The 23,913-nt window shown below is 43.0% G+C and carries 44 protein-coding genes; 43 read left to right on the top strand and 1 reads right to left on the bottom strand.

Annotated elements, in window-relative coordinates:
- Positions 1 to 71: 71 nt before the first annotated feature.
- Positions 72 to 386 (bottom strand): helix-turn-helix domain-containing protein, encoded by a 315-nt coding sequence (locus AC25CA_RS13065; protein WP_486814270.1) that lies wholly within the window; start codon positions 384 to 386, stop codon positions 72 to 74.
- Between the two features lie 163 nt (positions 387 to 549).
- Here AC25CA_RS13065 and AC25CA_RS13060 point away from each other — a divergent pair, with 163 nt between their 5' ends.
- The 43 genes from AC25CA_RS13060 to AC25CA_RS12850 all read left to right on the top strand — a co-directional run bounded on the left by AC25CA_RS13060 (position 550) and on the right by AC25CA_RS12850 (position 23,906).
- On the top strand, positions 550 to 789 hold the full coding sequence (locus tag AC25CA_RS13060; RefSeq protein ID WP_486814269.1) for a helix-turn-helix transcriptional regulator: 240 nt from the start codon (positions 550 to 552) through the stop codon (positions 787 to 789).
- 185 nt (positions 790 to 974) lie between these two features.
- On the top strand, positions 975 to 1,163 hold the full coding sequence (locus AC25CA_RS13055) for a hypothetical protein (protein WP_486814268.1): 189 nt from the start codon (positions 975 to 977) through the stop codon (positions 1,161 to 1,163).
- A gap of 70 nt (positions 1,164 to 1,233) precedes the next feature.
- Complete coding sequence (locus AC25CA_RS13050) at positions 1,234 to 1,758, top strand: helix-turn-helix domain-containing protein (RefSeq protein ID WP_486814267.1); 525 nt, start codon at positions 1,234 to 1,236, stop codon at positions 1,756 to 1,758.
- A 12-nt stretch (positions 1,759 to 1,770) separates the two neighbouring features.
- Positions 1,771 to 1,953 (top strand): hypothetical protein, encoded by a 183-nt coding sequence (locus AC25CA_RS13045; protein ID WP_486814266.1) that lies wholly within the window; start codon positions 1,771 to 1,773, stop codon positions 1,951 to 1,953.
- A gap of 15 nt (positions 1,954 to 1,968) precedes the next feature.
- On the top strand, positions 1,969 to 2,193 hold the full coding sequence (locus tag AC25CA_RS13040; RefSeq protein WP_486814265.1) for a hypothetical protein: 225 nt from the start codon (positions 1,969 to 1,971) through the stop codon (positions 2,191 to 2,193).
- Positions 2,194 to 2,205: 12 nt separating this feature from the next.
- Positions 2,206 to 2,562, top strand: a complete 357-nt coding sequence (locus AC25CA_RS13035; RefSeq protein ID WP_486814264.1) for a hypothetical protein — start codon at positions 2,206 to 2,208, stop codon at positions 2,560 to 2,562.
- On the top strand, positions 2,559 to 2,738 hold the full coding sequence (locus AC25CA_RS13030; RefSeq protein ID WP_486814263.1) for a hypothetical protein: 180 nt from the start codon (positions 2,559 to 2,561) through the stop codon (positions 2,736 to 2,738). The genes AC25CA_RS13035 and AC25CA_RS13030 overlap by 4 nt, the downstream gene beginning before the upstream one ends.
- A gap of 108 nt (positions 2,739 to 2,846) precedes the next feature.
- Positions 2,847 to 3,311 carry a hypothetical protein gene (locus tag AC25CA_RS13025; RefSeq protein WP_486814262.1) on the top strand — a complete coding sequence of 155 codons (465 nt, stop codon included), beginning with the start codon at positions 2,847 to 2,849 and terminating at the stop codon, positions 3,309 to 3,311.
- 4 nt (positions 3,312 to 3,315) lie between these two features.
- Positions 3,316 to 4,272: a DUF4373 domain-containing protein gene (locus AC25CA_RS13020; protein ID WP_486814261.1), complete on the top strand. Its 957-nt coding sequence runs from the start codon at positions 3,316 to 3,318 to the stop codon at positions 4,270 to 4,272.
- On the top strand, positions 4,223 to 5,011 hold the full coding sequence (locus tag AC25CA_RS13015; protein ID WP_486814260.1) for an ATP-binding protein: 789 nt from the start codon (positions 4,223 to 4,225) through the stop codon (positions 5,009 to 5,011). Before AC25CA_RS13020 ends, AC25CA_RS13015 begins: the two co-directional genes overlap by 50 nt.
- Positions 5,012 to 5,096: 85 nt before the next feature.
- Positions 5,097 to 5,282 carry a hypothetical protein gene (locus AC25CA_RS13010; RefSeq protein ID WP_486814259.1) on the top strand — a complete coding sequence of 62 codons (186 nt, stop codon included), beginning with the start codon at positions 5,097 to 5,099 and terminating at the stop codon, positions 5,280 to 5,282.
- Entirely contained in the window at positions 5,275 to 5,454 is a 180-nt protein-coding gene (locus AC25CA_RS13005) for a hypothetical protein (RefSeq protein ID WP_486814258.1), read from the top strand. Before AC25CA_RS13010 ends, AC25CA_RS13005 begins: the two co-directional genes overlap by 8 nt.
- A gap of 11 nt (positions 5,455 to 5,465) precedes the next feature.
- Positions 5,466 to 6,032 carry a DUF3850 domain-containing protein gene (locus tag AC25CA_RS13000; protein ID WP_486814257.1) on the top strand — a complete coding sequence of 189 codons (567 nt, stop codon included), beginning with the start codon at positions 5,466 to 5,468 and terminating at the stop codon, positions 6,030 to 6,032.
- An 11-nt stretch (positions 6,033 to 6,043) separates the two neighbouring features.
- On the top strand, positions 6,044 to 6,478 hold the full coding sequence (locus tag AC25CA_RS12995; protein WP_486814256.1) for a single-stranded DNA-binding protein: 435 nt from the start codon (positions 6,044 to 6,046) through the stop codon (positions 6,476 to 6,478).
- A 9-nt stretch (positions 6,479 to 6,487) separates the two neighbouring features.
- Entirely contained in the window at positions 6,488 to 6,625 is a 138-nt protein-coding gene (locus tag AC25CA_RS12990; RefSeq protein WP_486814255.1) for a hypothetical protein, read from the top strand.
- A gap of 3 nt (positions 6,626 to 6,628) precedes the next feature.
- Positions 6,629 to 6,808, top strand: a complete 180-nt coding sequence (locus AC25CA_RS12985; protein ID WP_486814254.1) for a hypothetical protein — start codon at positions 6,629 to 6,631, stop codon at positions 6,806 to 6,808.
- 80 nt (positions 6,809 to 6,888) lie between these two features.
- Entirely contained in the window at positions 6,889 to 7,317 is a 429-nt protein-coding gene (locus AC25CA_RS12980; RefSeq protein ID WP_486814253.1) for a hypothetical protein, read from the top strand.
- A 155-nt stretch (positions 7,318 to 7,472) separates the two neighbouring features.
- Positions 7,473 to 8,150: a hypothetical protein gene (locus AC25CA_RS12975; protein ID WP_486814252.1), complete on the top strand. Its 678-nt coding sequence runs from the start codon at positions 7,473 to 7,475 to the stop codon at positions 8,148 to 8,150.
- 20 nt (positions 8,151 to 8,170) lie between these two features.
- Entirely contained in the window at positions 8,171 to 8,452 is a 282-nt protein-coding gene (locus tag AC25CA_RS12970; RefSeq protein ID WP_486814251.1) for a hypothetical protein, read from the top strand.
- Positions 8,452 to 8,874 carry a protein-export chaperone SecB gene (locus tag AC25CA_RS12965; RefSeq protein ID WP_486814250.1) on the top strand — a complete coding sequence of 141 codons (423 nt, stop codon included), beginning with the start codon at positions 8,452 to 8,454 and terminating at the stop codon, positions 8,872 to 8,874. The genes AC25CA_RS12970 and AC25CA_RS12965 overlap by 1 nt, the downstream gene beginning before the upstream one ends.
- An 83-nt stretch (positions 8,875 to 8,957) precedes the next feature.
- A complete protein-coding gene (locus AC25CA_RS12960; protein ID WP_486814249.1) occupies positions 8,958 to 9,509 on the top strand; it encodes a tyrosine-type recombinase/integrase in 552 nt (183 codons plus the stop codon).
- 222 nt (positions 9,510 to 9,731) lie between these two features.
- Positions 9,732 to 10,100 carry an HNH endonuclease gene (locus tag AC25CA_RS12955; protein ID WP_486814248.1) on the top strand — a complete coding sequence of 123 codons (369 nt, stop codon included), beginning with the start codon at positions 9,732 to 9,734 and terminating at the stop codon, positions 10,098 to 10,100.
- Between the two features lie 94 nt (positions 10,101 to 10,194).
- Entirely contained in the window at positions 10,195 to 10,689 is a 495-nt protein-coding gene (locus AC25CA_RS12950; protein ID WP_486814247.1) for a phage terminase small subunit P27 family, read from the top strand.
- The gene (locus AC25CA_RS12945) at positions 10,682 to 12,370 is read left to right on the top strand and encodes a terminase large subunit (RefSeq protein WP_486814246.1); all 1,689 of its coding nucleotides are present in this window, start codon (positions 10,682 to 10,684) and stop codon (positions 12,368 to 12,370) included. The genes AC25CA_RS12950 and AC25CA_RS12945 overlap by 8 nt, the downstream gene beginning before the upstream one ends.
- Entirely contained in the window at positions 12,367 to 12,552 is a 186-nt protein-coding gene (locus tag AC25CA_RS12940) for a hypothetical protein (protein WP_486814245.1), read from the top strand. The genes AC25CA_RS12945 and AC25CA_RS12940 overlap by 4 nt, the downstream gene beginning before the upstream one ends.
- 7 nt (positions 12,553 to 12,559) lie before the next feature.
- Entirely contained in the window at positions 12,560 to 13,780 is a 1,221-nt protein-coding gene (locus AC25CA_RS12935) for a phage portal protein (protein ID WP_486814244.1), read from the top strand.
- Positions 13,773 to 14,378: an HK97 family phage prohead protease gene (locus AC25CA_RS12930; RefSeq protein ID WP_486814243.1), complete on the top strand. Its 606-nt coding sequence runs from the start codon at positions 13,773 to 13,775 to the stop codon at positions 14,376 to 14,378. The genes AC25CA_RS12935 and AC25CA_RS12930 overlap by 8 nt, the downstream gene beginning before the upstream one ends.
- The gene (locus tag AC25CA_RS12925; RefSeq protein WP_486814242.1) at positions 14,379 to 15,614 is read left to right on the top strand and encodes a phage major capsid protein; all 1,236 of its coding nucleotides are present in this window, start codon (positions 14,379 to 14,381) and stop codon (positions 15,612 to 15,614) included. It abuts the gene before it with no gap.
- Between the two features lie 10 nt (positions 15,615 to 15,624).
- The gene (locus tag AC25CA_RS12920) at positions 15,625 to 15,951 is read left to right on the top strand and encodes a hypothetical protein (protein ID WP_486814241.1); all 327 of its coding nucleotides are present in this window, start codon (positions 15,625 to 15,627) and stop codon (positions 15,949 to 15,951) included.
- Positions 15,951 to 16,514 carry a head-tail connector protein gene (locus AC25CA_RS12915; RefSeq protein WP_486814240.1) on the top strand — a complete coding sequence of 188 codons (564 nt, stop codon included), beginning with the start codon at positions 15,951 to 15,953 and terminating at the stop codon, positions 16,512 to 16,514. The genes AC25CA_RS12920 and AC25CA_RS12915 overlap by 1 nt, the downstream gene beginning before the upstream one ends.
- Positions 16,511 to 16,786, top strand: coding sequence for a phage head closure protein (locus AC25CA_RS12910; RefSeq protein ID WP_486814239.1), 276 nt, complete (start codon positions 16,511 to 16,513; stop codon positions 16,784 to 16,786). Before AC25CA_RS12915 ends, AC25CA_RS12910 begins: the two co-directional genes overlap by 4 nt.
- Position 16,787: 1 nt before the next feature.
- Positions 16,788 to 17,165 carry an HK97-gp10 family putative phage morphogenesis protein gene (locus AC25CA_RS12905; protein WP_486814038.1) on the top strand — a complete coding sequence of 126 codons (378 nt, stop codon included), beginning with the start codon at positions 16,788 to 16,790 and terminating at the stop codon, positions 17,163 to 17,165.
- A gap of 1 nt (position 17,166) precedes the next feature.
- Complete coding sequence (locus AC25CA_RS12900; protein ID WP_486814238.1) at positions 17,167 to 17,556, top strand: DUF3168 domain-containing protein; 390 nt, start codon at positions 17,167 to 17,169, stop codon at positions 17,554 to 17,556.
- 1 nt (position 17,557) lies between these two features.
- Entirely contained in the window at positions 17,558 to 17,722 is a 165-nt protein-coding gene (locus tag AC25CA_RS12895) for a hypothetical protein (protein ID WP_486814036.1), read from the top strand.
- Positions 17,719 to 18,102, top strand: a complete 384-nt coding sequence (locus tag AC25CA_RS12890; protein ID WP_486814237.1) for a phage tail tube protein — start codon at positions 17,719 to 17,721, stop codon at positions 18,100 to 18,102. Before AC25CA_RS12895 ends, AC25CA_RS12890 begins: the two co-directional genes overlap by 4 nt.
- A 10-nt stretch (positions 18,103 to 18,112) precedes the next feature.
- Complete coding sequence (locus tag AC25CA_RS12885; RefSeq protein ID WP_486814236.1) at positions 18,113 to 18,697, top strand: hypothetical protein; 585 nt, start codon at positions 18,113 to 18,115, stop codon at positions 18,695 to 18,697.
- A 9-nt stretch (positions 18,698 to 18,706) separates the two neighbouring features.
- On the top strand, positions 18,707 to 19,069 hold the full coding sequence (locus tag AC25CA_RS12880; RefSeq protein ID WP_486814235.1) for a phage tail assembly chaperone: 363 nt from the start codon (positions 18,707 to 18,709) through the stop codon (positions 19,067 to 19,069).
- A 212-nt stretch (positions 19,070 to 19,281) separates the two neighbouring features.
- The gene (locus tag AC25CA_RS12875; RefSeq protein WP_486814234.1) at positions 19,282 to 21,243 is read left to right on the top strand and encodes a phage tail tape measure protein; all 1,962 of its coding nucleotides are present in this window, start codon (positions 19,282 to 19,284) and stop codon (positions 21,241 to 21,243) included.
- A 52-nt stretch (positions 21,244 to 21,295) separates the two neighbouring features.
- Positions 21,296 to 22,501, top strand: coding sequence for a hypothetical protein (locus tag AC25CA_RS12870; RefSeq protein WP_486814233.1), 1,206 nt, complete (start codon positions 21,296 to 21,298; stop codon positions 22,499 to 22,501).
- Entirely contained in the window at positions 22,498 to 22,698 is a 201-nt protein-coding gene (locus tag AC25CA_RS12865; RefSeq protein WP_486814030.1) for a hypothetical protein, read from the top strand. The genes AC25CA_RS12870 and AC25CA_RS12865 overlap by 4 nt, the downstream gene beginning before the upstream one ends.
- Positions 22,699 to 22,709: 11 nt before the next feature.
- Positions 22,710 to 23,060 (top strand): potassium-transporting ATPase subunit C, encoded by a 351-nt coding sequence (locus AC25CA_RS12860; protein ID WP_486814029.1) that lies wholly within the window; start codon positions 22,710 to 22,712, stop codon positions 23,058 to 23,060.
- Positions 23,061 to 23,070: 10 nt separating this feature from the next.
- On the top strand, positions 23,071 to 23,520 hold the full coding sequence (locus AC25CA_RS12855) for a hypothetical protein (RefSeq protein WP_486814232.1): 450 nt from the start codon (positions 23,071 to 23,073) through the stop codon (positions 23,518 to 23,520).
- Positions 23,517 to 23,906 (top strand): hypothetical protein, encoded by a 390-nt coding sequence (locus AC25CA_RS12850; RefSeq protein ID WP_486814231.1) that lies wholly within the window; start codon positions 23,517 to 23,519, stop codon positions 23,904 to 23,906. The genes AC25CA_RS12855 and AC25CA_RS12850 overlap by 4 nt, the downstream gene beginning before the upstream one ends.
- The last annotated feature ends 7 nt before the right edge of the window (positions 23,907 to 23,913 follow it).

The following is a 23,913-nucleotide window of genomic DNA, read 5'->3' as shown; positions in this document are numbered from 1 at the left end:
GACTATCTTCTATACGCTTGTATAAAAGATAGTCTTTTTATTTTGACATAATTATGAGTTCGATTAGTATTTTAATCTTCATTACGTTGGCTGTGCAAGAATTTGATATATTGCTTCACCTGTTCCAATTCTTCCTCGGTTAGATCTTCCGTAGCGTGGAAGGCAAGTGTTTCAGTGTAGTTTCGTACATGAGTCTTACATAAGAGGTAGTCTACTGAAACATCGAAATAATCTGCAAAGAATCGGATTGTCTCAATATTCGGTTCAACTTTACTGGTCTCATACTTTGAAATATTGGCTTTTGTAGAGTTGATTAATATTGCCAATTCTTCTTGAGTCATATTTTTTTCTTTTCTCAATGCGCGTAGCCTAGTTCCGAATTCCATAATAGTCACCTCTGTAACATTTTACTATATCCAAATTGGAAATTTATCAATATATCAATAAAAGTCACAAATATTCAAAATAACTGTTGACAGTAGCTTTTTTGGATACTACAATAAAGAAGAAGAAAGTATCAAAAAAAGCTACAAAGAAGGAGGTGTGGTTATGTACGAGAGATTGAGAGTCTTGCGGAAGCAGGAAGGAGTTTCGGCAAAAGAATTAGCGGAGCTACTTGATCTAAAAACGAAAGCGTCTTATTACAAAAAAGAAAGTGGTGCTATCAAGTTTTCGATTGAGGAAGCACGAAAGATTGCTAGTTACTTCAATAAAAGTATTGAGGAAATTTTTTTTGAAAGGAAAGTTTCAAAAAAGGCTACTGCGAGAACAGGAGTAATCAATGGCTAAAATCAGTAGATTCGGCACTATTAGCCAGGAACTAAAGGAATGCCCACGTTGCCTTACGGAGATCCAGCAGGGTGACACCCGCTGCTTTCGCTGCGGATTGATTCTGGATCCAGTAGTGGTTTGGATGATAGAGAGACAACAGAGAAATGACGGCCATTTGCATGACCGTAAAAGTGAGGTGAGTAATGCTATTGAAAATGATTGATCAGAGGGCGAATCTGATCACGGATGAGATGCAACGTAATGCTAGAGAGATTTCAAAAGAGATCGCAGTTCTCGTTCACCAGGGGCATGATATTGATGAGTTAATCCGAGAGGGGAAAATGCTTCTGCAGAGAACCTTGGGAGAGGTTTGTGAAGCGTTTCTAGTTTAATTGTAATCTCAAACGGAAGATAATTCGTCACTGATTTACCGATTGAATAAATACTTGAGGAGGTGATTATTTGTCATTTTCAGATGAGTTGTTAAAGCAAAGAAAGCATGTTGGAATGAGCCAAAGTGAACTGGCAAGGCGAATTGGAGTTACGCAGTCTACTATTTCGGATTATGAATCAGGGCGAGATGTACCATCAGAGAATGCCTTTCGCATGACAAGGGTGTTGGAGAGTGATCGGCTACTTGCAGAATACAGTTTTGAATATAAAACAGGATTCTTTAATGTGCCGGTACTAAATCGAGTGGATGATCACAGCATTGTTGGGATGGGTGTTCTGATCGAAGAAGCTGCTGAGCTGATATCTAGTATCGAAAGATTGCGGAAACTAGTAGTAAATAAGCGTGACCGGCGAGAATTCACTAAGGAAGAATGGCAGAAGTTATTGGTCCATGAAGAACAGATCATTGATATTATGCCGGCTATTCAAATGCATTTAATTAAAATGTCGGAAGTGTTTGGCCTTGATCTTCAGGACTTGGAACGTCGATTGGAATTAAAAATGAGCATGAAGGGGTACTACAAAAAAACATGAGAGGAGAGTATTATGGCAAAGGTTATTGAATCGAGATTTTACAATGCGCAAGATATTTCGGAGATTCTTCAAGTATCGATGAGTTATGCATATCGATTAATTAGAGAATTGAATATGGAACTTTCAGGGCAGGGGAAAATCACTGTGCGTGGAAAAATTAGCAGACGATATTTTGATGAGAAGGTCTATATGTAAGATGGAGGTGATGTTATGAATAAGTATCGAGCCCCATATGATCCAGAAATACATGATATGCATCAGAAGGCCTGGAGTGAAGAAGACCTCATGTATTTATGCTCAATGTATGAGAATACAAAGGGCGCGGATTTGGCATTAGCGCTGGGTCGCACTCACGCTACGATTCTTTCAAAAGTGTATCACTTGAGAAAAACGCGAAAGTTTGATGAATACAAACGCAAAGGAAAGGCGATGTGAAAGGAGAGTAAAATGAATGACAAGTTGAATGAAAGAAAGGTAGAACGGCCAAAGATCAAAGAGCAAATGAAAATTGATCAAATGATTGTTCCTTGCTTGGTGATCCTGATCATCATGTTGGTCATGATTGGGGTTATGCAGCATAACCTGATCGGAGAGTACCAGGAGTCAGTGGCAATACTTGATGATAGCAATGCCTTCCGAGCGGTTGTTATTGAGAATCTGAGGGATGAAAATCAAGTGCTAAGGGAAAGTGTCAGCTTCTCGGCACAAACGCTTGAGGAGATCGATTTGGCCTATATTCAGACGATACCTGAGGGTGTAGACATGCGGATCCAATTGGCATTGCAAGCGTTAGGAGGGGAATGATGAAGAGTTTAGGAAATGGATATTGTGAAGCAGGTATGAAACGATGTGAACATTGCTATTTAGAACGCGTGAAACGATCTGATGGGATGGTACAAGATTTTCAGAAATGTAAGGAAACTGGAAAGAGAATTAGAAGGGATACAGTATGCCCGATCAATTGTTTTCAAAAAAAATAGACCCGCACGGGAATGCGGATCCAACGAGTATTCGACTAAAAATATCTCTATTTAATTATATCAGATTCGTTTGTGTAAGTGAATAGAGAATACGTAGGGGGAAAGCAAATGAAGCATGTAGACATGTTGAGAGAGGACTGGGCAAAGTATTGCGCAGCCAATTACAAGACGTATCGTGACAAGATTCAGGCACTGAATAAAAGAATTAAGAAGTTGCAAATTGAGCGTGAGGTATGCGCTGAGAATCATGAGTACAACGAAGTGGAAATAAAAGATGAAGAAATTGAAATTGCCAGAAACCACTTGGAAAAATGCTTCCCTATCAATTTTGAGAAGTACGTTCAGAGGGAGTTTGCCAAGGATTTCAAGACGATCGTTGGGACCAGGAAATTATCAAAAGAAGATCGTCTGTTTTTTAAGATCTACTTCTTAAGAGAGTATTTTGGATTCAAAGTTAATGATGTTATCAAGAAGCTGAAGATCAATCATAAAAGGTATTATGATACCTACAAATCAGGGATGAAGTTATTCTTCCCAGGGGACAATCAAGAAGAACTTTCAGAGGTAGGGTGAGGACATGGCGAGACCGATCAAATTGGGCATTGAGTATTTTAGTCTGGATGTCTTTCCGGACGAGAAGGTGGAATACATTGAAACATTATATGAAGCTGAAGGCTTTTATCTTTGGATCAAGCTCCTGCAGCGGATATATTCGAGTGGCTATTTCATTGAATGGTCGAAATTCCAGTTAGCTTCTATGAAGAAACGGACGGGGATCGAGATGGATAAGATCGAAGAGATCCTTACCAGTTGCCTGGAAGTTGGTCTATTCAATCAGGAACTCTATGATCAACATGGAATCATCACTTCGAGGGGCATTCAGAAGCGGTTTTATATGGCAGCACAGAAGCGTAAAGAGGTTGAAATTATACCCGAATACGTTCTTCATGACAAGTTATTACGGTGGCTTGTTGACGATAACACGGAAGAAACCCCGCAAGAAGTAGATGAAAACCCAATGAGTGAAGAGGTTAATTCCGAAGAAACCCTATCAGAAGAACCGAAACCGGAGAGTTATTCCGGAATTAATCCGGAAGAAACCCCACTTGATGAAGAGTTACCGGAGAGTAACGGAAGTCAATCCGCAGAAGAATGCCGACTTAATGACGTCAAAAGTACACAAAGTAAAGTAAAGGAAAGTAAAGTAAAGAATAGTAAAGTAAAAAGAGATAAGGTCCGCGCACCCAAGATACCTAAAATCACCTATGCCGAAAATGTCTTGATGACCGAAGCTGAATGCAAGAAGCTGGTTGACAAGCATGGGAAAGCTGCTACTGATTGGATGATTGATGCTCTTGATAACTACAAGGGCGCTCATGGGAAAAAATATGCCAGTGATTATCGGGCGATACTCAGCTGGGTTGTTGGGAAGTATGAGGACCAGAAATTAAAAGGACGAAAGTCGGATGAAAGGAGTGAGGTAAATGACAGCGTTGAACCAGATCTTGCAGAGCGGGATTGGAACAATTTCTAATCAGGGTGCAATGCAAAGAAAGTCACAAACGCAGTATAAATGCCCATATTGTAATGATTCGGGTTGGGAGATTGTCATCAAGGATGATGGGCGGGAAGTATGCAGGCCATGCGAGTGTTTGAAACGTAAGAAGGCGATCAGTGCTTTGAAGGATTCAGGGATTGCAGAGGCTTTTCAGGATCGGACCCTGGATAATTACATCCCCAAGAATGAGGTTCAGGAAGTTGCATTGAGTCGGTCTAAACGGTTTGTTGAGATCTTTGGGGAGTATGATAACATGCATATGAATTTTATGTTGATGGGGCAAAATGGCGCGGGTAAAACTCATTTATCAATCGGGATAGCAAATGCTTTGATTAAGAAGAATGTGTTGGTGCGTTATGTGACATTCCAAGATTTGCTCGCTACCTTTGCAAATGCCAAGAAAGAAAAGGATCTGTATAAAGTGATCAATCAGTACAAGGATGCTGAGCTTTTAGTAATTGACGATATCTTCAGGACAACGATCCGAGAGTGGAATGGTCAGAAAAATCCTTTGATGAGTCATATCGACTCTATGTTTCAGATCATTGATTATCGCTATTTTAAGAAAAAGGGAATTGTGGTTACCTGCGAAAAAACGATTGAAGAATTACGAAATATGGATCGAGCAATTACAGGACGATTGGTTGAGTATGCCCGCGGCAATATCGTTGAATTCAAGGATCCAAAGCTGGATCACAGGTTTTATGGCCGGTAGATTAATCAATTGCACTGTTTGCAATCGATCGGTGAGAAACACTGATTTGATTGTTATCGGAGGAAAGGCATTTTGCGGGAGGTGCTTGAATCAGATTTATATAAAGGGCAGAGGCATTTCAGGTTGGTATTACATGCATGTAAAAAAGAGGATCTTTGTTGAGTATTGGGAAGGCCGTGATCGAGTGGTTGAGGAATTTGGAATTGATGATATTGTGATCGGTCGAAGACCTCAACGGCAAATGGAGCAGGAGGAAGAGAAATATGCATAAAGTAGAGTTTAAAGTGGAAGTTGATGCACCAGCATTGTACAGTTACCAGACGCGATTAAGTCCTGAGATGGTGTTGTACAAGTCTGAAGATAACGGCAAGATTATTATCTATGACGAGGGAGCAAAGAAAATGCTGGAGATGGATCCGAAGTCGCTGAAAATGATGAAATGAGGAGGGAAGAGATGGAATCATTTGTTACGGTAACAGAATGGATTGAGAAATTAAAGGAATATGAAGAATGCCCCTGGTGTGGTTCGAAGAATGTGATGCCGTTGTTGTTCCCTAATGATTTAAAATTAGATTCTCCCGTACTCAAAGATTGGGTTGGGAAAATAGGAATCGGGATGATTTGCAATGATTGTTTCGCAGCTGCATTTTTAAGCCAGGAAGATCTGGATATTGGAAGTCACAAAGTTCATGAATTGAAAATGGAGAGTCAGAACTTTGATGTGATGGTAAAAGGAAAAAAGTTGTTTGAACTTCGTAAAGATGATCGACTCTTTGAAGTTGGCGATGTATTGATTTTGAATCGATATCTTCAGGAAGAAAACGAGCATACAGGAGAGAAGATTGAGGCGCATATTACTGGAATATTTGGTCGGGATGAGCGGGAAAAATCGTTCATGCAAATGGCGATGGGTGGAGAAAAGATCAAAGATGATTATGTGATTTTGTCATTGGGTAAGATTTTTGTATTTGATTCTGAAGGAGCAGTTGTTAAGCGGTTTCGGAATACTAATTTTTCATAAGAGGTGAGCAGATGAATAAATGTATAGAGATGGGACGGCTTTCAGTAGATGTAAGTTTGGACTACGAAGCACTAAATGGAACCCCATTGGCGACAACTCAGTTAGCAGTGGATAGGGGATATTCAAAAGATATGAGAGCGAAACGAGAGCAACAAGGAAAGCCGATCACGGATTTCTTCTTGGTGAAGGCAATTGGAGCCCCAGCGGTATTTCTTTCAAAGTACTCGAAGAAAGGGAAGCGGGTTCTTATCGAAGGGAAGCTTCGAAGTGGTTCATATGATCGAGATGGAGTACGTCATTATGTGACAGAGATCATGGCCGAACGGGTGGAGATTATTGATTGGGCGAGTCAAAAGAAACAACCTGCTGAACCGGATCAGAAAGTAGCTGAAGATCCAATGGCAGGATTCGAAAATTTTCAAAATGATGATGAGATTCCATTCTAGGAGAGGGCGATGATAGAAGAACTGAGAGATATTCTTTGTAAGCAACTTCGGATTGTTAATGAATATGATTTGAGCGATCCATTGGTTCAAGATGATTTGATTCAACTGAATGAGAAAATGAAACAGAAAATAATAAATGGACGGTGAGAGATGCCAGGACAGATTGATAAGAGGCAGAAAATAGAGGAAAAGTTAACTGAGTATATTCGGGCAACTTTATCGACAGTCGAAGCCCAAGGGCGATTGGAACATTTTGATATTTCGATAAGTGTTCACCAGGGAACTTTGAGTTACAATTTGAATTTGAAAGAGAGAGAAAAAATAACATAACAGTCCTACCGGACATGCCGGCGGACACTTCTGAGCAACACATCAGGAGTGTCTTTTTTATTGTGAGGGGAGAGAAACAGATGGAGTTTGTGAAATGTTATCAGGATCTATGCAAAGAGATTGAAATATATGAAATGCGGCTTGAGTCACTTATTGCGCAGCATGATGCGATTGTGGATGGATGGCTGAAGCCGATTAGCGATATTTCTGGGATTGATTACTCAGCACCAAGGGTGCAAGAGAATCATTGCCAATTAGATATGGAAGAGCAGTTGCCTCATATAAAAGCACTTGAGAAGGATATTGATAAGTATAAGTTGTTGCTTGAAAAAGTTAGGGAATGTCAGAAGAACATTGAGGATCGGATTAGTAGCATGCAAGGTATAGAGTATAAGATCACATATTTATGTGTGATTGAAGGGATGAGTTTAAAAAAGGTTGCCGAACAACTTTCTTATTCATATGGGTATATAAGAAATAAGTACAGTAAAATAAAATGCTTCCTTTGATTATTTAAATGAACAATACAATTATTTGTCAAAACTTGTAATAGTAACTAACAATATGTATAATAGTGACATAATAATTGACTATAAGCACATAAAGTAATAATCTATACTAGTGGCATTGAAAATAATGTGATTAAATACGACTGAGGTTAATAATGACAGGATATCACGGAACAACTTTTGATAAAGCTGAAATTATTGTAGAAGATAATGAGTTTAAACCCTCGGTATCAAATCCGCAAAGAATTCATTGGTTAGGTGATGGGGTTTATTTTTTCCAAGAAGAATTTTTTTCTTTCTGGTGGGGAGCTAATGAACTAAAACGTCTTGGCTTGCAAAGTATAACTCATGATCTTTTTAAAGAAAGATGGTCAATTTTAGAATCGCAAATCTCTGCTGATGGAGAGAGAGTATTTAATCTCCAAGACCCAATTACGTTTTATGAATTTAAAGCAATTCAAAGTGATTTAATAAGCAGAGCTAAAAGTGGTGGGGAATTCTATAAATGGATAAGAGAAAATGGATTTCATAACTGGAAACAGTTTCCTGATGGTGTTCTATTAAATTTCTTATTCAATGAATGTGGATTCAAAGATGATTTTGATATGATTGTCGCTGATTTCGATGGCTTAAATGGAGCGGCGGGTAAAGTGAATTACGGTGCTTGCCGAGTTAATCAGGTTCAAATATGCGTTAAAAGAAATGAGTGCATTGATTCGATAAAGGCAGTTTTTATTAATGAGAATGATTTTGATAGGAAATCGAGAGCATTGTGCTCTATGCATAATAGGAAATACAAATATATTGAGGGAGAAATAGTGATCCTTCATTAGTATATAAGGGGGGGAAGAGAATGTCTGCAATTATGGAGAAGTATTTGAAAAAAGTTAATTCAATGACTGAATTGGAGTTAAAACAAGCATTAATTGATTCTGGAGCTTTAGTTATTGAGCAAACTCAAAAATTACACGAAGAGTTTTTTGGGTCTGAAACCACTTATGTCGAGACAGCTTATTATGTATCACGTTCAAATAATAGTTATAGTATTAAGGCAACATACTCACCTTCAGTTCAAACGTATGATTGCAATAATGTTAGTTCGACATTTGATGATAATTGGGAGGAAGCAGCTTAATGGGTTGTTCACTTAAATTTCAACATTATAGAGTTGAAAATATTGATTTCCGTATAAATGAGCATTTTACGCATAGCGAGGACGAATCAATCCCTTTAAATATGAAATTGCATCGTGAAATTGGGATGGCGGATAATAATCATAGTTTTACTGTTGCGTTGTCAATAAGTATTTTTGATGATGCAGAAACAAAAAATTATCCATTTTCTTTAAATAGTACAGTAAGAGGATTTTTTGAATTAGATGGGGCTATTGACGAAAATGGAAAGCAAAGAGATGCTTTCATCGAGAGAAACTCAGTTGCAATTCTTTTTCCATACTTAAGAGCTTTAGTTGCAACAATTACTGCAAACTCTGGTGTGAATCAACTAGATATTCCTCCAATTAATGTTGTAGAGATGATTGAGAATGGTGACAAATAGATTACAAAAAAAAGAATCAACTCATGTTATAGTGATATTAAGGAGAATTGCCAAGAGCAGTTCTCTTTTTTGTGAGGTGAAATATGGCAGCGGCGAATCCGATCCGCGATAAGCGGGTGTTGAAAGACATAACCGAATACTTGAAGATGCAGAGTGATCGGGATTACATCCTGTTCCTGCTGGGGATCTATTCCGGACTTCGGATCAGCGATATACTGAAGCTGAAGGTGTCGGATGTTCGTGACCAAGAGTATTTTATGGTAACAGAGCAGAAGACGGGGAATATTCGGAAGATCATAATCAATCCGGAATTGAGGCGAGAGATTGCCAAGTATGTTGAAGAGAAAGATGATGAAGATTATCTGATCAGATCGAGGGAGAACTATAATAATCCGATCAGCCGGCAACGCGCTTATCAGATCATTACAGAAGCTGGAGAAAAGTATGGTGTCCGATTGAGTACGCATAGTATGCGGAAAACATTTGGGTACCATTTTTATTTGCAGTGTGGCGAGAGGAATGCATTGCCAGTCTTGATGAAGATCTACGGGCATAGGACTGAATTGCAAACATTGGACTACATTGGAGTGGAACAGGACTATATCGATACATCGTTGAGAAACTTTAGATATTGACCTGTTTTTATATTTTTTTCTATTGAGTTAGTCGAAATGGATAGGTTGTTAAACTGTGTTTTTTCGACAGGAGGAAAGCCGTTGAAATGACAGGGATTGAGTGCTTTTTAACGAGTTTAACAAATCATTAGATACGACAAACTCAAATAGGTGTTAGGAAAACACCTTCAAGCCCTGTAATCATGCGGGCTGTCCTATGATTGAAGAGGTGATTTTAGGAAAATGGCGAACAGACCACTGAAACCATGTGCCAAGATCGGGTGTAAGAACCTCACATCTGGCTATTATTGTGAAGAGCACAAGGCAGAAAAGAAAAAGGTAAAACGACAAAAGGATAAACAAAGACCATCAGCAAGTCAGCGAGGATATGATCATCGTTGGCGTAAAGCTCGAAGGTCTTTTTTATTACGGAATCCACTATGTAATCGGTGTGCAGCCAAAGGAATCGTTCGACAGGCGACTGTTGTTGACCACATCATCCCTCATAAGAGTGATCCGGACTTGTTCTGGGATGTGAGTAATTGGCAACCGCTCTGTGAGGAATGCCACAATGTGAAGACTGCAACCGAAGATGGTGGTTTCGGTAGATAGGTAGGGGGGGGTTAGATCTCTAGAACGGTTCCGAAGGGGACCGTTCGGTGGCCCTTCATTCACACACCCGCGAATTAGAATAGGGGGGGTCAAATTGGGACAACCAGGAAGAAAACCAAAACCAACGGCTTTGAAATCGCTTCAGGGGAACCCGGGGAAACGGTCCCTGAATAAAAATGAGCCGGAATTTGAAAAATATGAATTGGACGCAAAGGGAACAGTTAAGCCCCCAACACATTTGGACAGCTTAGGCAAGAAGGAATGGAAGCGGATCGCTCCACTTCTTCACAAAGTTGGATTGTTAACCAAAGCAGATGAAGCGGCACTGGCAGCGTACTGCGCAAACTTCTCTCGATGGGTGCAGGCAGAGAAGCTGGTAAAAGTAAAAGGGCTGACTTATACGTCCGATAAGGGAAATATCATTCAACGTCCTGAAGTTGGGATTGCGAATACTGCGATGAAGTTGATGGTGACCTTCTGCAAAGAGTTTGGATTAACGCCAAGCTCTAGAACTTCATTGTCTATGGAGCAAGCTGAAAAGATGGAGACTCCCTTTGCTAGTTTCATAAAGGGTGGTCGAAGTGGATAGAACAACCAAGTATGCCAGGGAAGTTTTAGCAGGTAATATTCCGGCCAATGAACTGGTGAAGTTGGCCTGTAAGCGTCACATGAATGATCTGAAGAAGTCGGTTCGGAAAAAGTATCCGTATAAGTTTGATAAGGAACTTGCGGATCGAGCGATCAACTTCTTCCCATTCTTGAAGCACACTACTGGTGAGTGGGCAGGCCGGCCAATTGAATTGGAACTCTGGCAGTGCTTTATCGTTGGATCCGTCTTCGGATGGGTCCGAAAAGCAGATGGGGTACGCCGCTTTCGAACGGCCTATGTCCAGGTACCCAGGAAGAATGGAAAGTCTACTTTAGCTGCAGGTATTGCCCTTTATGGTTTGCTGGCAGATGGAGAGGCTAGAGCGGAGATTTATTCCGCTGCCACCAAGCGTGACCAGGCAAAAATTATATTTGAAGAAGCCAAGCGGATGGTTATGACATCCAGCGAGCTGAAAAGCATGGTTGATATTTACAAGCTTAATTTGAGTGTGCCGGCTACCTTCAGTAAGTTTGAACCATTGGCTTCAGAAGCGGATAGTCTGGATGGATTGAATGTTTACTTTGCACTGATTGATGAGTTGCATGCCCATAAAACGCGTGAACTGTGGGACGTTCTTGAAACAGCAACCGGGGCGAGGCGACAACCATTGATGTTCCCGATCACGACAGCCGGCTTTAATCACAACGGCATCTGCTATGAGCAGTATGAATATTCAACAAAGATTTTAAAGAATACAGCTGGCATGGAAGATGATCGCTACTTTGCTTATATCGCTCAGATGGATCCGGAAGATGATTGGCGAGATCCTAAAACGTGGGCCAAGGCGAATCCGAACCTCGGGGTTTCGGTGAAGCTTGAGGATCTGGAAGCAAAAGTGAAAAAGGCCATGGAGATTCCAGCAGCGCAAAATAACTTCTTGTGCAAGCATTTGAATGTTTGGGTGAATAGTGAAGTACGCTGGATGGATATGGAGAAGTGGCGCAAGTGTCCAACATTGTCCAAGGAAGAAGTAAAGGCTCTGAAGCTTGAAGAAATTCCTTGTATTGTGGGTGTGGATTTATCTGCTACTACAGATATTACGAGTATCAACTTTGAATTTTCTTTGCCGGATGGCCGTGTATTTGTTCACAGTCATTCATTTATTCCGGAAGACAAGGTAGATGAGAAGATCAAGCGTGATAAGGTACCATATCGATTATGGGAGAAGCAAGGATTCTTGACGTTCACTCCTGGAGGCGTGGTTGATTATGATTGGATCATTTCATACATTATGACCAAAGCTGAGATTTGGGATATCAAAGAAATTTGCTATGATCCATGGAATGCAACACAGATGGCTAACACCTTGACCAACGAAGGTTTCCTTTGTGTGGAGATTCGCCAAGGGTATAAGACGCTTTCAGAACCGACCAAGGATGTGTACAAGTTGGTTCTTCGGGGCAAATACATTCACAACAATAATCCGGTGTTGTCCTGGGCAATGAGTAATGCGGTTGCTGTTTCGGATCCAGCCGGCAATATCAAACTGGACAAATCGAAAGCACAGTACCGAATTGATCCTGCAGTTGCAGCAGTGATTAGCCATGTGCGCGCGATTCTTCGACCTTATGAAAATGAATCGAGAAGCGTGTATTCAGAAAGAGGGATTGCATTTATATGATGAAACTGAAGAAAGGAATCAGATGGATCGGAGGGAGTTTTCTAAAGCACCTGGACGATCTGTTTTTATTAATGGGCATGTGCCTTCTGATTTATGGGATCCATCTCATATCGATACCCGCTGCATTTATTGCAGCGGGTGTTTTGATGATGGGGTTTAGTTTTCTTTTGGCGAGGAGGTGATAAGTAAATGGGATTTTTCGGAAAGCTTGTAGAGAGGCGCGGTGATTCAATTGCAAATCCATCGAATTCGACGGTGAGTTTCTTGACTGGTGGCATGCAGAGCTATACCGGCAAGGTGGTTACAGAAGGGAATGCGCTGACCTATTCGGGGGTGCTTGCCTGTGTAAATGTGATCAGTGATACAATCGCATCTTTGCCGTTGTTTCTCTATGAGAAGAATCAAGACACTCGCACCAAGGCCAGAGATCATCCCTTGTATGGTTTGCTGCATGATCAACCAAATCCTGAAATGACTTCAACATCCTTTCGATCGATGATGCAGGCACACCTTTTATTATGGGGGAATGCCTATGCGGAGATTCAGTGGGGAAATGATGGATATCCAAAAGCATTGTGGCCATTGAATCCGGCTACAACGACTTTGGAACGGGAGCAAGGAACCAGGAAGCTTCGCTACCGGGTCTCACTTCCCAATGGGAAACAGGTGATACTACCTGCTGAAAATGTTCTTCATTTGGTAGGACTGACACTCGATGGGGTTCAAGGGATTTCTCCAATTGGGTTAGCCAGGGAAGCAATTGGCCTGGGGCTTTCAGCTGAAGAATTTGGATCCCGATTCTTTGGGAACAATGCAACCCCAGGAGGTGTGCTTGAGCATCCAAAGGTTTTAGGAAAGGATGCGCAGAGTAATCTAAAAGAGTCATGGAATGAAATGCATCAAGGACTTGAGAACTCACATCGAATTGCGATTCTAGAAGAGGGCTTAACCTATAAGCAAATTGGGATCCCTCAGAAGGATGCGCAATTTCTTGAGACTCGCAAGTTTCAGCTGGAAGAAATCGCAAGAATTTACCGGGTACCGCAGCACTTGATTGGAGTTTTAGACAAAGCGACTTTCTCAAACATTGAGCATCAGGACATTTCTTTTGTGAAGCACACGATTCGTCCTTGGTTGGTTCGATGGGAACAGTCGATGGTTCGATCTCTTTTAACATCGATTGAGAGAAAGCGGTATTCAATCGAATACAACGTGGATGGCCTCCTTCGAGGGGATATTAATACGCGGTACAAAGGATATCATTTTGCGATCAATGATGGTTGGATGAGTGGAAACGATGTGAGGAAGCTCGAAAACATGGAGCTAAAAGATGGATTGGATGAATACTTCATCAATGGAAACATGAGACCGGTGAAGGAAATTCTTCAGGGGGGTGAGAAGAGTGAATAGCAAGGAACGAGAACAAAGAAGTAATGTATTTTTACCAAGTGTTGAGCTTCGTGCAGCTGAAGAAGAAGGCAAGATGAAAAAAATTGTTGGATACGCTGTGAAGTGGAATCAGCGATCAAAACCGATTTGGGGATTGTTTCAAGAACAGTTTCGAAGGGGTGCTTTTCAGAAATCCTTGTCAAATCAAGAAGTTGTTGCTACATGGCAACATCGGATGGAAGAAGTGCTAGGAAGAACGCCTGGTACTTTGTCGGTGCTTGAAGATGAAATTGGTCTTCGGTATGAAATCGATCCACCTTCTTGGGCAGAGAGACATATCGAAACGATCGAGCGCGGAGATGTGCGGGGAAGTTCATTTATCTTTCATGCAACAAAGGAAGAGTGGGATGAAACGGATCCGGATATGGCGGTGCGAACGGTTCTTGAAGCTGATTTATTTGAGGTTTGTCCGGTGACTATTCCGGCATATCCGCAGAGTGTTGCATCGGCAAGATCGGCACAAGATGTTTTTGATTCACGAGCAAGCGTGAGTGAAAGTGCTGTAGAGCTTGAGTTGATGAAATTGGAATTGGATCTTTTAGAGATGGAGGGAAAATAGATGAATGAAAGAGTAAGAGAATTACGGCAACAACGCGCGAACCTAATTGGTCAAGCCCGTACTTTGGTTGACAAGGCTGGAAAAGAAAAGCGAAGCATGAACGCTGATGAGAAGGTGATCTGGGACAAACACATGGACGATGTGCGAAAGTTTGATGATCAGATCGCTACGGAAGAGCGAAATGATCAACTGTCAGCATTGGAGCAATCCATTGAAGGCAGTGGCAACCCACAAGCGGGTCAGATTGATTTAGGCACTCGTGGTGGTGCGATTCATCCGACAAACACGCCAGAGTATCGTTCGGCCTTTGGTAAGTTCTTAGTGGATGGCCGTTCGGCTGCTTTTACGACTGAAGAGTCTCGAGCACTTCAAGCAAGTGTTGCAATCAATGGGGGGAACATCACAGCCCCACAAGAGTTTATGCGAAAGCTTTTGACGGGATTGAAAGATGCTGTGTGGATGCGACAATTCGCAACAGTGTTTGAACTTACAACTGCCATGAGCATGGGCATTCCAACGCTTGATACGGATATCGCAGATGCAGACTGGACAACTGAACTTGGAACCGGTAATGAGGGTTCTTTAGAGTTTGGCAAGCGAGAGTTGAAGCCACAGGCTTTGGCAAAGCGCATTAAAGCTTCAAACACCTTGATCCGCATGGCAGCATTGCCGGTTGAAGATATCATTCGAGAGCGTTTGATGTACAAATTCGCAGTAGCTGAAGAGAAAGCTTTCTTGACTGGAGATGGAAACGGTAAGCCGTTGGGTGTATTTACGCCAAGTGCAAATGGTATTTCAACAGGTCGTGACATTGCTGCAGGTAATACTGCTGAGTCGATCACCTATGATGGCCTATTGGCGACCAAGCTTTCATTGAAAGAAGGGTACCGCCGAAAAGCGCGCTGGATGTTCCACCGGGATGCAGTTCTTCAGATCATGCAGCTGAAAGATGGAAATGGTCAGTATGTCTTGAATCCGAATCTGCCTGAAGCGGATAAGATTTTGAACATGCCATATCACACTTCAGAGTTTGCACCGAACACCTTTACCACTGCTCAATATGTTGGTCTTTTGGGTGACTTTAGCCATTACTGGATTGCAGATGCATTGGATATGAAGATCCAGCGTCTTGTTGAGCTTTATGCTGAGACCAATCAAGTTGGCTTCATTGGCCGTAAAGAGACCGATGGTCAGCCGGTGATGGAAGAAGCCTTTGCCCGCATTAAGCTGGGTTAGGAGGAAACTGATGAGAGTGAAGATGAAGAAGACATCCGCGTCTAGCGCGGGTGTCTTTTTAAACAATCGAGAGTATGATCTCGAGACTGAATTTGCAGAGTCGTTGGTTGCGGTTGGCGCAGCTGTTTCTCTCGAACCAGAAGAAAAGGAAATTCAAGAAGATCATGAAGATGATCCGGATTCCTTACTCAATCATGTGGGTGGCGGGTATTATGAACTACCCAATGGTGAGCGGATCAAGGGGAAAGACAAGGCTGAAAAAGCTTTGGCTGATTACCTGCAGGAACAAGAAGAGAAGGCTGCGGATGATGCAGCTGATCAAGAGGGTGATGAATAGTGTCTACCAAGTTGATTGCACCGGCCGTTACTTTGCCGGTGGAACTTGCTTTAGTAAAACAGCATCTTCGATTGGACGTGGAGGATTTGTCTGAAGATGTTTTATTGAATCAGTTTATCAGAGCAGCGGAAGGAATCTGCGAGCAGTACCAGGGGCGAGTGTATTCAAAAAAGACCTATCGAAACTTTTCTGACCACATTCCTTCATTCGTGAAATTGCCATTTCCTCCTTTGGCAGCAGTAGTGGATGTGAAGTTGAAACTTCAAGATGGTACAGAGCTTACGATTCCTTCTGCTGATTATTATGTGGATACGGCTTCTTTTTGTGGCCGGATGATTATGAAGGACCCATGGAAGTATGCAGGATTTGAGATCGAGCCATCAGGCTTTCAAATCACCTTTGAATCGGGATATGAGAAAATCCCGGAGTCTTATGCACAGGCATTGCTTCTCGTCATTGGCCAGTTCTATGAGAATCGAGAGAACTTGTCTCCTGTGAATCTTTTTGAGATTCCATTTGGTGTGAAGGCATTACTGGCAGCTGATCGGGTGGTGAATGTATGAGAGCAGGCGCATTAAATGAACGCATCGTAATTATGGACCTTGTGCGCAGTTCTGATGGCGTGGGTGGATCCACGAATGCTTACGAAGCTCGGTTGACTCTTTGGGCGAATGTGAAAAAAGAAGCAGAGAAGAGAACCATCACCATTCGTCATAGGAAAGATGTAGCTGCAGGACAGTTTCTTCTTCACGATGGAAGGACCTATGAAATTACGGATACAGCGGATCCGAGTGGGCGGCGAAGGGAAATGAAATTGGAATGCGAGGAAGTGTAGGATGCGTGATCAAATTCATGTGAAGATTGAAGGTGTAGAAAAGGCGGTTTTCAATTTCAAGCAGCTGGAGAAACAGAAACAGGCAGATGCGCAAAAAGAGTTGAAGAAAGCGGCACAATCGATCCGGAAGAATGCGAAAGCCAATGTTCGTGCCAAGGGACTTGTGAATACTGGAGAACTCTCAAAGAATATCCGAACTAGGAAGGCTGGTGATTATTCCTACCGGGTGTATGTTCCGAAACGAATTTTCTATGCTCGGTTTTGGGAACTTGGTACCAAGCGAAATCCAGCCAAGCCATTTCTCTTTCCTGCCTACAATATCCAGAAGCCAGAACTCTTGGCTAAGCTTGCCGCCATGCTAAAAAAGGGAGTGAAGTGAGATGATCAAGGAGATTCAAGGGGCGATTTTTCAAGCTTTGAGTAATGATGAAACGCTGAACAGGAAGGTGAAATCCATAACGGATTATCTTCCGGGTGAGGAAGAACAAGAATTCCCCTTTCTTGTGATCGGAGATTTGCAATTTACTCCTAGAAATACCTTTGGTAGCAGGGGCAAGGAAGGGAGCATTGCGCTTCAGGTTTTCAGTAAATATGATGGGAAGCTTGAGTTGATGGAGATTGAAGCGGAGATCGAGCGGATCCTCGTGACGGTTTCTGTGCCGGCACTTGGTTTCTTTAATTTAGAAGTGGAAGATGAATTGTTTTCTGAAGACGAGAAGGACCAGACATTTCAATTGGATTTGAGATGCCGGGTTGCTGGGGAGGATTAGAATGAAGCTATTTTCGTGGATGAAATGGAAAAAGAAAAAGCCGATTGCAGTCAGTTGCCCCCATGATGACTTGGTGGAGCTGACTACCTTTGGTGATGAAGAACGAACCTTTCGCTGCAAGAAGTGTGAGGCAATTATTCGGTTTGATCAGGAGGTGGAAGTATGAGTTTAGCTGCAAAGAATTTGAGAATCAAAACGGGAGTCAATCCGATTAAGGGATTGAACGATGCAAGTTTCAACTTGAATGGAGAAACGATTGATGTAACCACTTTTGAAAGTGCTGGGTGGAAAGAACGAATCTCAGGACTCAAGGATTTTGCCATGAGCTTGAGTGGATTCTATGAAAAGGATGATGCCTTGGGGCAAGGTGCTCTTCAGGCTGCGCTCTTAAATGGCACATCAATCTCAGTGGATTATCTGGTGGATGGTGCAGCAGGATTCCGGGGCGATTACCTGGTAACGAGTTTTGAAACGGGTGCATCTGCATCCGGAGAAGTAACCGCTTCTTACTCATTAGAATCAACGGGTGCTTTGACAATTATTTAGGAGGAATTTGATGGAAGCAGGGAGACTTGCAAAGGTAATGGTGAGTGGATCACCGGTTCCCTTTGTTGATGAAGCAACAACCACAAGCGATCAAAAGACCTTTCAAATCTCCGCTGAATCGAAACGGGTCTTGGATTTGGAAACACCGGTGATTGTGAAAGTTGCTGGCGTGGTCGTGAATGCGGGATTCGAGGTAAAACGAATCTCGGGCCAAATTGTATTTGAAGAAGAGCAAGCGGGTGCCGTTACGGTGTCCGCTTCCTTTTTGCCATTGTCGGTGGCAGCGGAGTGCTATGAGTATTCTTTTACCATGGATGCAGAGTCTAGAGACACAACGGCCTTTGGGATGGAATATAAGCGTAGAGAGCCGGGGCTTCGAAGCGGAAGTGGGAATTTAAGTCAGTGGTTTGAGATTGATTTGTATTTTATCAACGTGCTGATCAGTGGGAAGCCATTGGTGATTGAAATGTATCCAGGGGCGAATGTGGATCCGATCCGGATCTTTGGAATACTGGAATCAGATGAAGTGAGTTCAGCGATTGCAGATTCAGTCAATGAATCGGTATCGTTCGCAACAAAAGAAAAATGGATGTAGGAGGGTGAAATGAAGTTACGAGATAAAATTTTACAAAGTATGGATTTGGAAGAAGAGTTGGTGGCTGTTCCGGAATGGGATTGTTCGATTCTGGTCCGGGGAATGACGGGAGACAAGCGGAGTAAGTTGATCCAGGAATGTGTGAAAGTGAATTCGAGAACCAAGCAGACCAAAACGGACTTGGACAAGATGTATCCGATCATGATCATCGAGTGTTCTTTAGATCCGGAAACGAAAGAACGGATCTTCTCGGATGAAGATCGAGGTGCTTTGTCGAAGAAAAGCGCGAAGGCCTTGGACCGAGTGTTCAAGAAAGCAGCCGCTCTTTCGGGACTGGAAGATGAGATCGAGGAACAGGAAAAAAACTCTTAAGCCACCCGGAAGGCTTCTTTTACTATCAGCTGGCTGAAGAACTTGGCTATGCGAGTGTGAAGCGCATGCTTTTAGAGATGAGCAGTAAAGAAGTCTCGGAGTGGCAAGCCTACTTCTCCATCAAGAAGAGAAAGATGGAAGAAGAACAAAAGAAGATGAAATCTAAGTCGAAGGGCAGTGGCCTTTCGACTTTTGAATAAGGGGGCGGGTGAATGGCAACAGTTGCAAGTTTAATGGTCAACATCGGAGCGAATTTGAGTAGCTTCGAAAAAGGCATGAACAAAGTAACCCGGGATCTGAACCGCACCTCGAGGAAATTAGAGAATGCCGGTGGAACCATGACCAGTGCCTTTACTATGCCGGTTGTGGGCGCTGGCCTTGCTGCAGGAAAGATGGCTGGTGACTTTGAAGTTGGGCTTAATAAGGTCAGCACCATTGCAGATCAAACGGTGATGTCCCTGGAGGATATCGAGAAGAAATCATTAGATCTCTCAGATAAGATGGGGGTTTCTAGTGGTGGAATCACAGAAGCTCTGTATCAAACAATATCTGCAACAGGTGACACTGCCAATGCATTCTCTTATGTAGAAGTAGCAGCGAAAGCTGCAGAGGGCGGTTTTTCAGACATCGAAACCTCTGTGGATGGATTGACCACGGTTATGAACTCTTACGGACTTCAAGGGTCTGAGGCCATGCAGTCGGTATCCGATCAGATGTTGATGGCACAGAATTATGGTAAGACTACCTTTGGTGAAATGGCTTCTTCCATTGGTAACGTGATTCCCATTGCTTCAGCACTGGATGTATCCACAGGCGAACTATTTGCATCGATTGCGACACTAACGAAGAATGGTATTCAAACCTCTCAGGCCATTACCGGACTGAAGGGGGCGTATTCGAATATCTTGAAGCCCTCGAAGCAAGCGTCTGATATGGCGGCTGAGTTGGGGCTTGAGTTTAATTCAGCTCACTTACAGTCTGTGGGATGGGCCGGGTTCTTGTCTGAAATCAGTGAGAAAACCGGAGGGAATGCCGATGCAATGGCCACGCTATTTGGATCCACTGAAGCTTTAAATGCGGTGACGGTTCTAGCGACAACGGGAGCCGAGGACTTTGCAGGAGCGCTCGATGCGATGGCGACAAGTAGCGGGGCAACCCAGGCGGCCTATGACAAGATGAATCAGGGTTTTAATGATTCTTTAGCGGATACCTGGGTGCAACTTCAAAACCTTGGGATCATGTTGGGGGACATTATTCTTCCCTACTTTAGCAAAGGAATTGAAAAGGTTGGGGAGTTGGTTCAGTGGTTTAAGGGATTGGATCAATCCACGCAAGAAAATATCGTGAAGTTTGCATTGTTGGTTGCAGCGATTGGACCGGTGCTCCTTACGATTGGCAAAGGGATCTCTGTGGTGAGTGCCATTACCACACAGTTTTCCTTGATGTTTAAATTCTTAGGGATGATCAGTACCGGATTTGGAACGGTGTTTGGGTGGATCGGAAAGGTGGTCGGCATTATAGCCGGTCCTTTGATGGCTGGGCTTCAGGCACTATTTGCCTTTATTGTTGCCAATCCAATTGTTCTTGTGATTGCAGCAGTGATTGCGGCCCTTGTACTGCTTTACCAAAACTGGGATGCAGTGAAGGGTTGGATTCTTGAAACGGTAACAAGCCTTCGAGAAGGGGCAGCGCAAAAGTTTGAAGAGTTGTCTACGTCTGTGACGGGAACTGTGGAGAAGATGAATAATTGGCTGACAACAAAATGGACGGGTCTGAAGACTGGGGCTGTGGCCATTTTTGTTGGGATTCAAACCGGAGCGATCGGTGCCTTTGAAGGATTAAAGACAAAGGCGTTATCTATTTGGGATTCCATTGGAAACGGGATCCGAGGGACGATCAACTTCATTATTCGAGGTATCAACATGCTGATCTCGGGGATGAATTCGATCTCCTTTAGTATTCCGGATTGGGTTCCTGGTGTTGGCGGGAAGAGTTTTGGGATTAATATTCCTAAGATTCCAATGCTTGCTGCAGGCGGTATTGTCACAAGACCAACCTTGGCCATGATTGGTGAGGCGGGTCCTGAAGCGGTGGATCCCATTATCAAAGGGATATGGTTCTTCAGGGGAAGCGAAAACCATTGTGGTTTACCTGGATGGCAGAAAGATTTATGAGGGCATGGATGAATCCTTGGGGAATCGTTTAGTCGGTGTTGGGGGTGTGTAGGTGAAGGTTTATATCAATAGCACAGGAGACACCTTGCTTAAGAATGTGGCCAAGGTCACAAGAAAAACGGTTCTTGATGGATTTGGATCCATTTCTCTTACGGGTTTTAATATCGCAGAGAATTTGAAGTATAAGACTCTGCGGTTTTACAAGGAATATCCAACGCTCTTTGCAGTTGGCCAAGTGACAGATCAGCAGGAATCCGATGGAGGAAGCCTGAAGGCTGTGGCTTTATCTTGTAGTGACAATGCATTCTACTTGAAAAAGAGAGTGGTGGCTGAAAGGCTTGGCTCTGATGATATCTACCAGGGCCGGCCGGATCTGATTTTAAAGTACTTGCTCGGGCGGTATGTTCCAGAACTTACAACAAATGCGGTGCAGGAATGTAAGGAAGTGATCGATGAGTTGTATCTGGAGTACATCTATATGAGCGAGGTGATGAATCGGATCATGAAGCACTTGGCCAATTGGCATTGGTATGTGGATGGAGAGAATGATCTGCATTTCTTCAAGGGATTTGAAAGCCTTGGCGGTAAGTTTGGCAAGGTTGGAGATGCTTACAATTTCCGGATCAACAGTTTGAATGTTTCCTACCAGGGAGAAGAAGGGGCGAATCGGATTTGGATTGTGGGATCTAAACAAGCCTCACCTGATTTCATTGATCAGTATTTCACATCGGATGGAGTGCAGAGGTTTTTCCCTTTGGCCTATTTACCGAATTATGCGGAGATCACTTTGGATGGTGGAGAACCTTTGAGGTGGAAGCTTCTGAAGAATGATGATGGGACCCAAGACTTCCTGATCGACAAGGAAGGGAAGGTGTTGAGCATCCCTGGAAATATCAATCCAATACCTGCAGGGCAAATCAAAATCCATTACCGACCAACGATTCAAGTGGTGGACTACTTCGAGGATCCGAAGAGCATCAAGGCACATGGTCTTTTAGAAGCCGTGGTGAAAAGTAAGGACATTACCGACCGCTTGTCTGCCAGAAAGGTTGGCAAGGCCATGCTGAAGAAACAGGCCAGGACAAAGCGAATGATAAGTCTTACGACATTAGAAGAAAGAAAAATCGGCCAGAAATGCGAGATCGACATTCTCACAGACCAATGGGATGTTCGTGGATCCTTCCTGGTGAAAAGCGTAACTGAGGAGATTGTTCCAGGGCATACGGTTTATGCGCTTGAATTGGAGGAAATACTATGAAGCTGACAGATGCATTGGCAAATCAGAATTCGAGGGTGACCGCGCTTGAGGGAGCGGATTTCAATTCGAATTCAACGATTGCCAGGATAACGAAATTCTATGGAGATCTGAAGGTCACCATGTCGGTGAAGCTTCGCCGGCACAAGTATCACTTTGCATCGAGTGAACTGTTTCCTTCAGATGATCTCTTTATCTAGGAGGTGGAGGATTGATTACAGATGCAGGTTTGGCGAGAGTCCTGGCACTCATTAATCAGGACCTCGAATTCTTTGGACTGGGATCTGGATTGCCTCCGGATGTAAGTTCAGAGAGCCTTGATCAAGAAGTCATTCGAAAGGCGGCAGCCACAACCATCGATGGGGAAACGCTGATCAAGGAAGTATATCTAGATGAGACGGAAGGGAATGGGATTCATTTAACTTCTGCAGGTGTCTTTGGTGACGGGGCGACAGCTGCTCTTGGAACAGGCAAACTCTTTGCTGGTTCCGAGATTGATGTAGACAAAGATCAATATGAATCCATTACGGTCAGCATTGAGATCACTGTGGAAGCAGGATAGGGGTGAGTAGATGAATTACAACAAAACAACATGGGGAGAGCGGCAAGTCGAGTTTCCCAACCGATTTGTAATGGTTGAAAATGAGGATGGGACTATCACCTTGACACCGGCTTTTGGGAATGTGATTCAAGGGGGAACCCCCTTGAGTGTAGGTAACATGCAAAAGATGGATGATGAATTGGAGTTCCTGGATAAAAAGGTTTCAATTTCAAAGAGTGCAACCATTTTGGCATCCGGGTGGGTGCAGAATGGGAGCCTGTGGGAATACACCATTGCAGATCCAATCATTGATGTAGAGACGGTGGCCGATGTGGTGGCAACGCCTACTGAAAAAGAAAAGGCTGCAGGTTCTTGGACACATACAGAAACTTTAGCAGGATCCATGAAGATCTACTCGACTCAGGATCAAACCCAAGATATCCAGGTGACAATCTATTTTTCGAAGGTGGTGAGCACATGATTGGTGGAACAAATGTAGCAGCTGGTGGAGGCATTGATTGGTCTGCTTTGACTCCGCTCAATAAAATGGTCGTGGAGATTGCAAACACGACGAAAAATCTGTGGTATAGCTATACAGAAACGATAACAGGTGCTGGATATTTGACGAATATTATAGCTCATGCAGACGGTGGTTCTGATGGTAGTAAAGAAGCAAGAGTCAGCTTCAGTGTTGATGGTGGTGCGGCAACGAGTGAGGTTTTAAGCTCTTATAAATATAGTGGGACTTATGGTGGACAAGGCGGTGTCTTGCCGTTATTTATTAGGTTTAACACTTCGATCGTCATCACTTATCGTTTTAAAAATTCAGTTGCAAGGAACAGAGGATACACAGCATTACTCGAATAAAGGGGGG

This window comes from Gottschalkiaceae bacterium SANA (genome assembly GCA_036323355.1).
In the GTDB taxonomy this organism is placed as follows: Bacteria; Bacillota; Clostridia; order Tissierellales; family GPF-1; genus GPF-1.
The sequence above is the reverse complement of the archived record's forward strand: the minus strand, read 5'-3'. Positions and strand labels throughout refer to the sequence as shown.

Coding starts and splice junctions, on each gene's coding strand:
- AC25CA_RS13025 (WP_486814262.1), top strand. CDS start 2,847: ATGAAGCATGTAGACATGTTGAGAGAGGACTGGGCAAAGTATTGCGCA.
- AC25CA_RS12990 (WP_486814255.1), top strand. CDS start 6,488: ATGATAGAAGAACTGAGAGATATTCTTTGTAAGCAACTTCGGATTGTT.
- AC25CA_RS12985 (WP_486814254.1), top strand. CDS start 6,629: ATGCCAGGACAGATTGATAAGAGGCAGAAAATAGAGGAAAAGTTAACT.
- AC25CA_RS12975 (WP_486814252.1), top strand. CDS start 7,473: ATGACAGGATATCACGGAACAACTTTTGATAAAGCTGAAATTATTGTA.
- AC25CA_RS12865 (WP_486814030.1), top strand. CDS start 22,498: ATGAAGCTGACAGATGCATTGGCAAATCAGAATTCGAGGGTGACCGCG.
- AC25CA_RS12995 (WP_486814256.1), top strand. CDS start 6,044: ATGAATAAATGTATAGAGATGGGACGGCTTTCAGTAGATGTAAGTTTG.
- AC25CA_RS12960 (WP_486814249.1), top strand. CDS start 8,958: ATGGCAGCGGCGAATCCGATCCGCGATAAGCGGGTGTTGAAAGACATA.
- AC25CA_RS12880 (WP_486814235.1), top strand. CDS start 18,707: ATGAAGTTACGAGATAAAATTTTACAAAGTATGGATTTGGAAGAAGAG.
- AC25CA_RS12855 (WP_486814232.1), top strand. CDS start 23,071: ATGAATTACAACAAAACAACATGGGGAGAGCGGCAAGTCGAGTTTCCC.
- AC25CA_RS12935 (WP_486814244.1), top strand. CDS start 12,560: ATGGGATTTTTCGGAAAGCTTGTAGAGAGGCGCGGTGATTCAATTGCA.
- AC25CA_RS12955 (WP_486814248.1), top strand. CDS start 9,732: ATGGCGAACAGACCACTGAAACCATGTGCCAAGATCGGGTGTAAGAAC.
- AC25CA_RS13040 (WP_486814265.1), top strand. CDS start 1,969: ATGAATAAGTATCGAGCCCCATATGATCCAGAAATACATGATATGCAT.
- AC25CA_RS13030 (WP_486814263.1), top strand. CDS start 2,559: ATGATGAAGAGTTTAGGAAATGGATATTGTGAAGCAGGTATGAAACGA.
- AC25CA_RS13065 (WP_486814270.1), bottom strand. CDS start 386: ATGGAATTCGGAACTAGGCTACGCGCATTGAGAAAAGAAAAAAATATG.
- AC25CA_RS12940 (WP_486814245.1), top strand. CDS start 12,367: ATGATGAAACTGAAGAAAGGAATCAGATGGATCGGAGGGAGTTTTCTA.
- AC25CA_RS13035 (WP_486814264.1), top strand. CDS start 2,206: ATGAATGACAAGTTGAATGAAAGAAAGGTAGAACGGCCAAAGATCAAA.
- AC25CA_RS12885 (WP_486814236.1), top strand. CDS start 18,113: ATGGAAGCAGGGAGACTTGCAAAGGTAATGGTGAGTGGATCACCGGTT.
- AC25CA_RS12910 (WP_486814239.1), top strand. CDS start 16,511: ATGAGAGCAGGCGCATTAAATGAACGCATCGTAATTATGGACCTTGTG.
- AC25CA_RS13060 (WP_486814269.1), top strand. CDS start 550: ATGTACGAGAGATTGAGAGTCTTGCGGAAGCAGGAAGGAGTTTCGGCA.
- AC25CA_RS13020 (WP_486814261.1), top strand. CDS start 3,316: ATGGCGAGACCGATCAAATTGGGCATTGAGTATTTTAGTCTGGATGTC.
- AC25CA_RS12980 (WP_486814253.1), top strand. CDS start 6,889: ATGGAGTTTGTGAAATGTTATCAGGATCTATGCAAAGAGATTGAAATA.
- AC25CA_RS12900 (WP_486814238.1), top strand. CDS start 17,167: ATGATCAAGGAGATTCAAGGGGCGATTTTTCAAGCTTTGAGTAATGAT.
- AC25CA_RS13005 (WP_486814258.1), top strand. CDS start 5,275: ATGCATAAAGTAGAGTTTAAAGTGGAAGTTGATGCACCAGCATTGTAC.
- AC25CA_RS12970 (WP_486814251.1), top strand. CDS start 8,171: ATGTCTGCAATTATGGAGAAGTATTTGAAAAAAGTTAATTCAATGACT.
- AC25CA_RS12920 (WP_486814241.1), top strand. CDS start 15,625: ATGAGAGTGAAGATGAAGAAGACATCCGCGTCTAGCGCGGGTGTCTTT.
- AC25CA_RS13015 (WP_486814260.1), top strand. CDS start 4,223: ATGACAGCGTTGAACCAGATCTTGCAGAGCGGGATTGGAACAATTTCT.
- AC25CA_RS13045 (WP_486814266.1), top strand. CDS start 1,771: ATGGCAAAGGTTATTGAATCGAGATTTTACAATGCGCAAGATATTTCG.
- AC25CA_RS12895 (WP_486814036.1), top strand. CDS start 17,558: ATGAAGCTATTTTCGTGGATGAAATGGAAAAAGAAAAAGCCGATTGCA.
- AC25CA_RS12905 (WP_486814038.1), top strand. CDS start 16,788: ATGCGTGATCAAATTCATGTGAAGATTGAAGGTGTAGAAAAGGCGGTT.
- AC25CA_RS12965 (WP_486814250.1), top strand. CDS start 8,452: ATGGGTTGTTCACTTAAATTTCAACATTATAGAGTTGAAAATATTGAT.
- AC25CA_RS12850 (WP_486814231.1), top strand. CDS start 23,517: ATGATTGGTGGAACAAATGTAGCAGCTGGTGGAGGCATTGATTGGTCT.
- AC25CA_RS12925 (WP_486814242.1), top strand. CDS start 14,379: ATGAATGAAAGAGTAAGAGAATTACGGCAACAACGCGCGAACCTAATT.
- AC25CA_RS13055 (WP_486814268.1), top strand. CDS start 975: ATGCTATTGAAAATGATTGATCAGAGGGCGAATCTGATCACGGATGAG.
- AC25CA_RS13000 (WP_486814257.1), top strand. CDS start 5,466: ATGGAATCATTTGTTACGGTAACAGAATGGATTGAGAAATTAAAGGAA.
- AC25CA_RS12890 (WP_486814237.1), top strand. CDS start 17,719: ATGAGTTTAGCTGCAAAGAATTTGAGAATCAAAACGGGAGTCAATCCG.
- AC25CA_RS12875 (WP_486814234.1), top strand. CDS start 19,282: ATGGCAACAGTTGCAAGTTTAATGGTCAACATCGGAGCGAATTTGAGT.